Origin of the sequence: Amphibacillus indicireducens (genome assembly GCF_039539605.1) — a bacterium.
Classification (GTDB): domain Bacteria; phylum Bacillota; class Bacilli; order Bacillales; family Amphibacillaceae; genus Amphibacillus; species Amphibacillus indicireducens.
Window position 1 is genome coordinate 1 of the sequence record NZ_BAABDL010000084.1, and the last position, 9,599, is coordinate 9,599.

Genomic DNA, 9,599 nt, shown 5'->3' on the forward strand with positions numbered 1-9,599 from the left:
ACAGCTACTACTGCCTTCACTGTTCGGGACTTTCACCCTAGAGTCTGCACCCATGCTGGGCACACAACAAAAAACTCTTATCACTTCAGATAAGAGTTAAATTCTTTGTTGTAAATATTAATTATTTAGTTTCTCTATGAAGTGTATGTTTTTTCAACCGTGGGCTATACTTCATTAATTCAATTCGATCTGGATTATTACGTTTGTTTTTTGTCGTAATATAGTTACGGTCTCCCGTTTCAGTACAAGCTAATGTAATATTTTCTCTCATGTTCATCCCTCCAAACTTTTCAACTATCAATATAAATCATATTCAGACCTAATAATAGTATCAAATATATCGTAAATTGACAAGTATTACTTCAATTAATCCGCGAAAAAAATTCAATTTAATCACTCGATTGATTGATCAAATTTCGAGAAAACATTTTCCTTATCGACAAAATATGATATAAATATAAGAGAGAAGAAATGGGGGATGTTGAATGTTTTATCTTGTTATTAGTTTACTTATCATAGCTATTAGTTTGTTCATTATATCATTTTTTACAAATGATCGGTTTAAAGATATAGAAAATCAAGTTGAACAGTTATCATTATCTAATTTACAAGATTCTTATCAAATGAAAAAGAAAATAAAAATTCTTGAAGAAGAATTGCTTCCTAGTCAGTTTGATTTTAGCAATCAAACTGGGGCAAAATCTACACTAGAGAAGCAAGTTGAATCTCTTTATCAACAAGGTTACACAGTTGCTCAAATTAGCCAAGCTACTAAAGTGAGTGAATACGATATCGAATCACTTATTAAACAATTGACAAATTAGAATAAGAGGGATTTAAATGAAACATTTTTTAAGAACTTATGCTCTCGGCCTACTTACCGCTACTTTAATCATTGGCATTTATTATTTTTATCTTGCTGAACAAGATATTGTGATCGAAAAAATTGAAATGACTGAATCAGAGATGATTGAGACACTTGAAAGTGCCGGCTTTTACATATTTAAAACCGACCCTACCAAAACAAACGAAACTGAACCAACACTTGAAGATGATCAAACAATCAGCGATCAACTTGATTCTAACTTAGACGATGATGATTTAGATCCAACTGACGTCGATCAAGTTGAAACTGGGAATAATGATCAAACTTCTAATCAATCATTTATTTTAACAATTGAGCCTGGTATGACTGTCACCCAAGTCGCCGAATTCTTAGTAGCTAATGAAATGATCGCTGATCGAAACGAACTTGCTAGGTATCTAGTTGACAATAATTATGGAACAAACATTCAAATTGGTGAATTTGAATTAAATCATGACATGACATTAGCAGAAATTGTTGAATTAATCGCCAGACAAAATTAGTAATTTAATTTAAAAAAGAGTTCTACCTCACGAAAAGGTAGAACTCTTTTTACTCTTTATTCATCCGCTTCGGACATTTCCTCTATCGCCGTTTCATCAATTCCTGCTTCTTCTCGCTCTTCTTTTCTTTCAAAATAACGATTGACAATCCGATTACCAATATTATGATGGATCCCTGTTTGGTCTGTTCCTCTTCCTGTTCGAGGAACAACGATTGCAAACGCCATCTCAGGTTCTTCATATGGTGCATAACCAACTAGAGTTAAATTGTGTGTTTCTCGTTTAATTCCATTTTCAAAAAACACATTTTGTGCTGTACCTGTCTTAACAGCTACGTTATATTGATTATTTGCCCAGTGCCCTCTACCTGTTCCTTCTGTTGCAACACGTCTTAAACTATCTTGAATCGTGTCAATGTATCGATCATCCATCGAAATACGATTTAACACATTCGGACTAAATCTTTCAATGACTGGACCAAGTGTATCTTTATTCCCATTCGCTTGACGAATTTCTTTAACAATCCGCGGACTGACACGATAACCGTCATTAGCAATTGTTGAAATATATTGAGCAAGTTGTAATGTTGTATAGTTATCGTATTGTCCGATCGCAAAGTCAAGCAATAGCCCACCATCTTGAATATTACTGCCAACAAAACCAGTCGCTTCATAAGGTAAATCAATTCCTGTTCGGCTACCTAAGCCAAACTGATGAAAATAATTACGCATAATTTGAAAACCTTCAGAGTTGAAGCCTCTTAGCGGTTCATTTTCACGATATTGCGCACCGGAAATACCTAAGGCAATCTCAAACATGTAAACGTTTGATGATTGAATAATTGCTGTTTTATCATTGATACGCCCCATTGTTCGCCATGATTGTTTCCTTGGAGTTGCTGCAATTTTAATCGGTCGATCGACTAAAACAGTGCCAGGTGAAACGACACCCGTTTCATAGCCTGTTAACATCGTTGCCCCCTTAACAACCGACCCTGGAACGTGTGAATCATAGATGACACGATACGCCTGATCAACGAATTGATCATTTTCACGATCATAATGTGCACCACTTAATGCAATCACATCACCTGTTTGCGGATCTAGCATTGCTACGAGAGCATCAGTCATATACCTGTTCTCATATGGGCTACTTTTAATATACTGTTCCAGCTCTTCTCGAACAATCTGATCAACTTCTTTCTGAAACTCGATATCAATTGTTAAGATTAAATCATTCCCACTTTTACCTTGTTTAACGGTTTCAGTTCCTAAGATATTCCCATTATTATCTGTTGTATATTGAATGATTTCTTTTTGACCTGATAAAACACTCTCATAGTATTGCTCTAGGCCACTAGTTCCTACTCGATCATTACGACTATATCCCATCGTTAAATAGTAATCTTGATTTTCTCTTGGGATTCCCTCATTTGATGTCGTAATGTTACCAATAAAACTTGAAAATGTTTGATCATATGGTTTAACACGATTCCAATCGATTTTTGCATCGATTCCTGGTAATTGATTTAAATTTTCTGAAACCAATGCGTACTCTTCTTCTGTCACATTTTCATTTTTTATCGTATGTGGTGACAGCTCAAAAGCTTGATCCAATTCTTTTTTAATTGCAACAACATTCAATAAGTCACGATCATTCCAATCAAATTCATTATAATCTTCTGGTTTAATATGATTTAAAATCGCTTGATACTGCTCACTTGTAGTTAATTCTTTTTCTTCATCAGTTAGCCGGTCATTTGCTTCTTTAACGTTAAATAAGTACCAGTATTCTTTTTTATCACGTTCACGTACCATCGCTTTTAGTGATTCAAAGTCTTCATCCATCATCATTAATTTTGCTAACTTCTCCGCTATTTCTAGTCGCTTCTCAGCAGAATCACCATTTTTAGGAGGTGTATAAGTGATTGAACGCTCCGGCTCATTATCTAATAATAATTTCCCAAATTGATCATAAATTAAGCCCCGTGGTACAGCGATTGATGCTGTTGTGTTTTCTGTTTCATTGACCCTTTTTCTTGCTTCTTCTCCATTTAAGATTTGAACAACTCCTAATTGAAGGATTAAAAATGAAAATAAAATAAACACAAATAAAAATAATACGTTAAGACGTAATGGTATTTGACCTCGTTTTTTCTTTTTATGTGTCAAAGCGTTCACTCCCCTCATTAAATTACATTAAACATTATAACATGATTAATCGTTTCTGATAAAGTTATCCGAGAAGAATTTTACAAATATAAAAAACCTGAGTCAAAAAATTGACCCAGGTTTTACTTCTATTACTTAGCCTCTTGATAAAGTTCTGCAACTTTATCCCAGTTAACGACGTTCCAGAAAGCTGAAACATAATCTGGACGTTTGTTTTGATATTTCAAGTAGTAAGCATGCTCCCAAACGTCTACACCTAGAATTGGTGTTTTGCCTTCCATTATTGGTGTGTCCTGATTTGGTGTACTTGTAATCGCTAGTTCGCCATTATCAACAACTAACCAAGCCCAACCCGAACCAAATCGACCAGTAGCTGCTGCTTTAAAATCTTCTTTAAACTGATCAAAGCTACCAAATTTAACATCGATTGCTTCAGCTAAGCTGCCTTTTGGACTTCCACCACCGTTAGGCGACATTAACTCCCAGAATAAACTATGGTTCGCATGTCCTCCACCATTATTTCTGACAGCAGTTTGGATTTCTTTGGGTAAATTGTCTAGATCTTTTAATAGTTCATCTAATGATTTATTCTCCAAGTCACTATGGCCTTCAAGCGCACCATTTAAATTAGAAACATAAGTATTGTGGTGTTTCGTATGGTGAATACTCATTGTCTCCTTGTCAATATGTGGTTCTAATGCATCATATGCGTACGGTAATTCAGGTAATTCAAATTTTCCCATTAATAACGCCTCCTTGGATTTTAAGTGAAAGTTCACAGAATGTTCACTTTCATTCTAACTACACCTTAACAAAGATCATATTTATTAGCAATATTTATGCTTAGTGTAATTACATAGTATATTCACACATTTTTTAATCATTAAACATTAAATATTTTTAATATCATCCTGTGCTGAATATTGATCCATTCCTTCGTCCTCTTCTCGTTTCTCAGTAAGTTGATTGTAATCATCATGATCGGATGAAAAATCAGACGGGCTTTCAGATGATCCATATCCTTCCAAAGTGCTCCAACTATCTGTATCATCCATTTCCAACGAACTCATTGAGTAATCCATTTCTTCATTAAAGTATTTGAGGCTTTTAGCATGCGCTATGCAATGATTCGATTCAGGACGGGCTTTAAGGCGTTCGAGATCAATCTCTTCTCCACATGTTTCACATCGGCCATATTGGTCGTTTTGAATTCGTTCTAATGCGTGATTGATCATTTTGAGCTCAGCTACTTCATGAGCTGAAATTGCTAAATCTTTTTCGCGTTCAAATAATTCAGTACCTTGATCACCGGGATGATTATCATAATCAGACAGTTCAGTTGAATACTCTTCTTCTGTCGCTCGTTGTTTATCTCGTTCAATTTTTTTATTTAAAATTATTGCACGTGATTCTAGGTCACGTCTTAATTTATTTAAGTCTTTATCCTTCAGCAAAATTTGTCACTCCTAATTTTATGTGATATATCTATTTTGCCTAATTTAAAATAACTTAAACATAATTAAAAGGTGCAATCACAACTAAAGCAAATAAAAAAACAAGTCAAATGAATGACTTGCTTTTTAGAGTGGCTCAAGACGGAGTCGAACCGCCGACACACGGAGCTTCAATCCGTTGCTCTACCAGCTGAGCTATTGAGCCGTATTTAGTTTTAAAAAATATGGCGGAGGAAGAGGGATTCGAACCCCCGCGGGCCGTGAAGCCCCTGTCGGTTTTCAAGACCGATCCCTTCAGCCGGGCTTGGGTATTCCTCCGAGTAATATTTATATGGTGGACCCTGCAGGACTCGAACCTGCGACCGATCGGTTATGAGCCGATAGCTCTAACCAGCTGAGCTAAGGGTCCTAAATAATGGGGCGACCGGTGGGGATCGAACCCACGCGTGTCGGAACCACAATCCGATGTGTTAACCACTTCACCACGATCGCCATTATTTCATTTTAAAAATGGTAGCGGCGGAGGGAGTCGAACCCACGACCTTTCGGGTATGAACCGAACGCTCTCGCCAGCTGAGCTACGCCGCCATAAATTGGCTCCACAGGTAGGATTCGAACCTACGACCGATCGGTTAACAGCCGATTGCTCTACCACTGAGCTACTGTGGAACTAATAAATCGCCACTCAAAATATATGTAAGAACTTCAGCGACGATTACTAATATATCATAATAAAAAAAATCAGTCAATAGTTTTTTATTATTTTTAAAATCTAGCAGTTAGATAAATAGTAGCACTCAGTAAGACAAGCTCACTGAGTGCTTTACTTTTAATGAATCGCTTCAGGAATTTTTTCTCCAATTACTTCTTCTGCGATATTTAGTGCGTGGTCACCAATACGCTCTAAGTTACTAATGATGTCCACATAGATCATACCTGAGTTCGGTGAACAGATCCCTTCGTTTAATCGGATAATATGTTTTTTTCTAAATGTTTTTTCCATCTGGTCAATCTGTGTTTCATATTCAACCACTTTTAATGCTTTTTGTCGATCACGGTTAACTAAAGATTGGATGGCTAAATCAACAGCCTTAGTAGTAATTTCAAACATTTCTTTTAAATCTTCTTTTGCTTGATCAGTTAGTACTGTCTTATTCGAAACTTTAAATTGGATCAATTCAATAACATTTTCAAAGTGATCGCCAATCCGCTCGATATCACGGACACTATCGAGTAAAGCCGAGTGTTTTTCACTATCCGATTCAGATAACTGTGTAGCAGCAAGGTCAATTAAATAATCAGTAATTTCTTGATCCATTCGATTGATCGTATTTTCAAATTGCAAAGCATTATTCGCATGGGTCGTGTCGTGAGTTGTTGAGAATAAAGCAGCTTCTTCTAAACCACGTAAAGCATATTTACCCATTTGAACGACTTCTTCTTTTGCCTGATCTAACGCCACTGAAGGTGATTGTTGAATAAAAATTGGATCTAAGTGTGTTGGTTCAATCCCTAATGACGATTCTTCACCAGGCACTAACTTCGTTACAATAAAGGCTAAGACACCAATGAATGGCAGTAATAATAACGTGTTTGCAATATTAAAGATACCATGGGCAAATGCGATTGTCATTTCAGCATTCAACCCTAATGCGTTTTGGATCGCAGCAATTAAGTTTGTGTAAGGGACTAATAAAATCATAATAATGACTGAACCAATAATATTAAAGATGACGTGCGTTAATGCTGCCCTTCTAGCTGCAACAGCTGCACCAATTGATGCAAGCACTGCCGTGATTGTCGTTCCGACGTTGTTACCAAATAGGACGGGTAAGGCCCCATCTAAATCAATTGCACCTTGACCGAATAAATTTTGTAAAATACCGATCGTTGCAGAAGAGCTCTGAACGATAAAAGTAAAGATCATTCCAACTAGAAAACCTAAAATAGACTTATCTGACATATCGACCATTAAGTCATGAAATGCCTGTACATCTTGTAAAGGAGCAAGACCGTCACCCATTAATTTCAAACCAAAGAAAAGTGCACCAAAACCAAAGATCGCTTCACCAATATTAACGATCTTTTGATTTTTAAAGAAAAAGATAATTAAAGCTCCGACCGCAAGTATCGGTAAAGCATAATTTTCTAATTTAATTCCAATAATGAAAGCTGTAATTGTTGTACCAATATTAGCCCCCATAATCACACCAATTGATTGTTTTAAAGTCATAAAACCCGCACTAACTAAACCTACCGTTAATACCGTTGTTCCCGAGCTCGATTGAATTAATACGGAAACAATCATACCTGCAATTACACCTAAGATCGGATTGCTCGTAAATTTATCTAAAATATCTTTCAATCGATCTCCTGCTGATTTTTGTAGCCCGTCACCCATAAATTTAATCCCTAATAAAAAGATACCTAGTCCACCAAAAAACTCAAAAACAATCGACATAACATCTAATTCCATGCTTGTCCGTCCCTTCAAAAATAAATTCTACTATGTAAGTGTGAATGCACACCAATGTCTATTATTAATTATCTATTAACCATTTGTAAAGAGTTTTCGCTAAAACTTTACATGATCTTAACATAACGATGTTTTATGTAAAATTATAGTGTTTTTTAGCAGTAAAATACCCTTAATGAGTCTTTAGGGAATCATTAAGGGCGGAAATTAACTTCCTCTTGCTTTACCATTAGATTTGTCCAAAGTGTCAACTAATATACGTGTTCCATCAACTTGCTTAACAATAATTTCGGTTTCCTTTTCGATCCAATATCCATTTGAGATCGCACTATAATTATTATCATCAATTTTAATTGTACCAACTGGTCGTAAATTGGATAAGGTAATTCCTGTTTTACCAATTAACTTTTGGTGCTCAACATTCACAGAACTATATCCTTGTTCATCAGTTAATCGATCAAGCAACGCTATTTTAGTCCACATTTTCCTTTTTGGTAAAACTTTGAGCCAGACTAATGAACTAACAGCTCCAATAACAACACCGATAATTGCGTATAGGCCGACAATCCAATTTGGTGAACTTACACCTACTGAAATGATCATTAGTAACACACCGATACCAGCGAGGGTTCCATCATTGATAAATTCACCATCAATAAAAATAAAAATAATACCGAGGAAGTAAAGAATCGTCATCGTTATAATCATAGAAGTGTCGAGATACGCATAAAAATAGAGTGTGATTAATGAAAAACCGATTAATGCAAATAGCCCTCTTGCTCTGACTAATAGTTCACCGATTAGTAACATTGTACCAATACCAATAATAAAGAAACTGATCCAATATAGTGAGAATATATCCACTATTATAACACCCACTCTCTGAAAGTTTTTAAAATTGGAGGATAACCATGTCTAACAAATTCAAGTTGATCGTTTGTTTATTCATAATCCTATTATTCATCGCTGCATATCATGATCTAAATAGAGGTGATTCTATGACGACATTTACAACTGACCACTCCTCCTACTCTAATTATGATAATAAAAGTTTAAATTTTCAAGTTATTTCTTATCAAACCAAGACAAATGATCACTTTTTATCGATTATAGAGAAACTAAATCCAGAAACCTTGATAAACATCGAAACATTCATCAGTGATTTTCAAGCACTTAATCCTAAAGCTGATATTTATCAATTAGAAGCCGATCGAATTTATTTGTTTCCTCTATATGAATGAAAAAAAGCTAAAGATTGACATCTTTAGCTTTCTGCTACAGCGACCGTATGATGGTTTTTTGCTTTTGTTTGAATCGTTTGAGCGTATTGGCTTTTTGCTGTACCATTGTTTTTCATGTAGTTTTCCATTCCTGTCATTCCTCGATTATAAGCAGTTAAAGCTTGATCCCAATCATCATACTTATGATGGAGAAAGTCTAAATACACAATTGCTAATTTCATTGAGTAATAAGGGTCAAAAAGTAACTCATCACTATAGGGTAAGTCCGCCATATCAGCAATCCATGGAGCTGTATTCTTCATGAATTGTGACATTCCATAAGCATGACCATACCTTGTTTCTGGTCCAATCAAATCTGGATCAAATGTATGACCTGTTTCTACTTTTAACAATTCATAAATTAAAAATGGATCAATCTCATATTGTGTTGCTTCATTAACTAAATAAATCGCCCATGTTTTCTTAAAACGTTCATCACTATCTTTAACCATTTGTTCAGCAATTTCTTCAACATAAGCCCAATGCTTATAATCCTCACCTGTATTTATCAACTCAACGTCATATGTTGTTGTTGCTTTTAAATGTTTATTTTCAGCAACTAAGATCCGGTTTTCTGCTATTAATGCTTCCATTTTTGTTTGTTTTTCTTGTAGGTTTTGTTGGATAAACAAAACTCCAGTAGCAGATAAAATTGAAAGACAAAAAATAATTATTGTCTTTTTCATATCTAATGACATCCTTTCTGGTAACAGCTTTACGTTACAAATGGATATGCTAAAGTATCTTTTCAAAAAATGCAACTATTAAGCACTTTTTATAGCTATGAAGAGTAAATTTATTTAAATGCATATTACTTGCTCAAACTGTGAGTTAAATTTTACCATCTGGT

10 protein-coding genes and 6 tRNA genes are annotated in these 9,599 nt (G+C 35.1%); 3 read left to right on the top strand and 13 right to left on the bottom strand.

Annotated features, from left to right (window positions below; all coding sequences use genetic code 11):
• Positions 1 to 121 precede the first annotated feature (121 nt).
• Positions 122 to 271, bottom strand: coding sequence for a 50S ribosomal protein L33 (gene rpmG, locus ABD814_RS07715; protein ID WP_344911922.1), 150 nt, complete (start codon positions 269 to 271; stop codon positions 122 to 124).
• 214 nt (positions 272 to 485) lie between these two features.
• Here rpmG and ABD814_RS07720 point away from each other — a divergent pair, with 214 nt between their 5' ends.
• Both ABD814_RS07720 and ABD814_RS07725 read left to right on the top strand, forming a co-directional pair.
• Complete coding sequence (locus ABD814_RS07720; RefSeq protein WP_344911923.1) at positions 486 to 824, top strand: hypothetical protein; 339 nt, start codon at positions 486 to 488, stop codon at positions 822 to 824.
• Positions 825 to 840: 16 nt separating this feature from the next.
• Positions 841 to 1,368 carry a hypothetical protein gene (locus ABD814_RS07725; protein ID WP_344911925.1) on the top strand — a complete coding sequence of 176 codons (528 nt, stop codon included), beginning with the start codon at positions 841 to 843 and terminating at the stop codon, positions 1,366 to 1,368.
• A 56-nt stretch (positions 1,369 to 1,424) separates the two neighbouring features.
• Here ABD814_RS07725 and ABD814_RS07730 read toward each other — a convergent pair whose 3' ends face one another.
• From ABD814_RS07730 to ABD814_RS07780, 11 genes are all read right to left on the bottom strand, one after another.
• The gene (locus tag ABD814_RS07730) at positions 1,425 to 3,548 is read right to left on the bottom strand and encodes a peptidoglycan D,D-transpeptidase FtsI family protein (protein WP_344911927.1); all 2,124 of its coding nucleotides are present in this window, start codon (positions 3,546 to 3,548) and stop codon (positions 1,425 to 1,427) included.
• 122 nt (positions 3,549 to 3,670) lie between these two features.
• Positions 3,671 to 4,282 (bottom strand): superoxide dismutase, encoded by a 612-nt coding sequence (locus ABD814_RS07735; protein WP_344911928.1) that lies wholly within the window; start codon positions 4,280 to 4,282, stop codon positions 3,671 to 3,673.
• 147 nt (positions 4,283 to 4,429) lie between these two features.
• Complete coding sequence (locus ABD814_RS07740; RefSeq protein ID WP_344911930.1) at positions 4,430 to 4,993, bottom strand: TraR/DksA family transcriptional regulator; 564 nt, start codon at positions 4,991 to 4,993, stop codon at positions 4,430 to 4,432.
• Positions 4,994 to 5,125: 132 nt separating this feature from the next.
• Positions 5,126 to 5,198, bottom strand: a tRNA-Phe gene (locus ABD814_RS07745).
• A gap of 20 nt (positions 5,199 to 5,218) precedes the next feature.
• Positions 5,219 to 5,311, bottom strand: a tRNA-Ser gene (locus ABD814_RS07750).
• Between the two features lie 14 nt (positions 5,312 to 5,325).
• Positions 5,326 to 5,402, bottom strand: a tRNA-Ile gene (locus ABD814_RS07755).
• Between the two features lie 7 nt (positions 5,403 to 5,409).
• A tRNA-His gene (locus ABD814_RS07760) sits at positions 5,410 to 5,485 on the bottom strand.
• A gap of 19 nt (positions 5,486 to 5,504) precedes the next feature.
• Positions 5,505 to 5,581, bottom strand: a tRNA-Met gene (locus tag ABD814_RS07765).
• 6 nt (positions 5,582 to 5,587) lie between these two features.
• Positions 5,588 to 5,662: transfer RNA gene (locus tag ABD814_RS07770), tRNA-Asn, on the bottom strand.
• Between the two features lie 160 nt (positions 5,663 to 5,822).
• Entirely contained in the window at positions 5,823 to 7,469 is a 1,647-nt protein-coding gene (locus tag ABD814_RS07775) for a Na/Pi cotransporter family protein (RefSeq protein WP_344911931.1), read from the bottom strand.
• 207 nt (positions 7,470 to 7,676) lie between these two features.
• A complete protein-coding gene (locus tag ABD814_RS07780; RefSeq protein ID WP_344911933.1) occupies positions 7,677 to 8,333 on the bottom strand; it encodes an NfeD family protein in 657 nt (218 codons plus the stop codon).
• A 134-nt stretch (positions 8,334 to 8,467) separates the two neighbouring features.
• Here ABD814_RS07780 and ABD814_RS07785 point away from each other — a divergent pair, with 134 nt between their 5' ends.
• A complete protein-coding gene (locus ABD814_RS07785; RefSeq protein ID WP_344911934.1) occupies positions 8,468 to 8,710 on the top strand; it encodes a hypothetical protein in 243 nt (80 codons plus the stop codon).
• Positions 8,711 to 8,733: 23 nt separating this feature from the next.
• Here the strand turns inward: ABD814_RS07785 and ABD814_RS07790 are convergent, their stop codons facing one another.
• On the bottom strand, positions 8,734 to 9,435 hold the full coding sequence (locus tag ABD814_RS07790; RefSeq protein WP_344911936.1) for a transglycosylase SLT domain-containing protein: 702 nt from the start codon (positions 9,433 to 9,435) through the stop codon (positions 8,734 to 8,736).
• Positions 9,436 to 9,599: the final 164 nt, after the last annotated feature.

Excerpts from the sequence above, each read along its gene's own strand:
- rpmG (WP_344911922.1), bottom strand. The coding sequence starts at position 271 with ATGAGAGAAAATATTACATTAGCTTGTACTGAAACGGGAGACCGTAAC.
- ABD814_RS07720 (WP_344911923.1), top strand. The coding sequence starts at position 486 with ATGTTTTATCTTGTTATTAGTTTACTTATCATAGCTATTAGTTTGTTC.
- ABD814_RS07725 (WP_344911925.1), top strand. The coding sequence starts at position 841 with ATGAAACATTTTTTAAGAACTTATGCTCTCGGCCTACTTACCGCTACT.
- ABD814_RS07735 (WP_344911928.1), bottom strand. The coding sequence starts at position 4,282 with ATGGGAAAATTTGAATTACCTGAATTACCGTACGCATATGATGCATTA.
- ABD814_RS07775 (WP_344911931.1), bottom strand. The coding sequence starts at position 7,469 with ATGGAATTAGATGTTATGTCGATTGTTTTTGAGTTTTTTGGTGGACTA.
- ABD814_RS07785 (WP_344911934.1), top strand. The coding sequence starts at position 8,468 with ATGACGACATTTACAACTGACCACTCCTCCTACTCTAATTATGATAAT.
- ABD814_RS07790 (WP_344911936.1), bottom strand. The coding sequence starts at position 9,435 with ATGAAAAAGACAATAATTATTTTTTGTCTTTCAATTTTATCTGCTACT.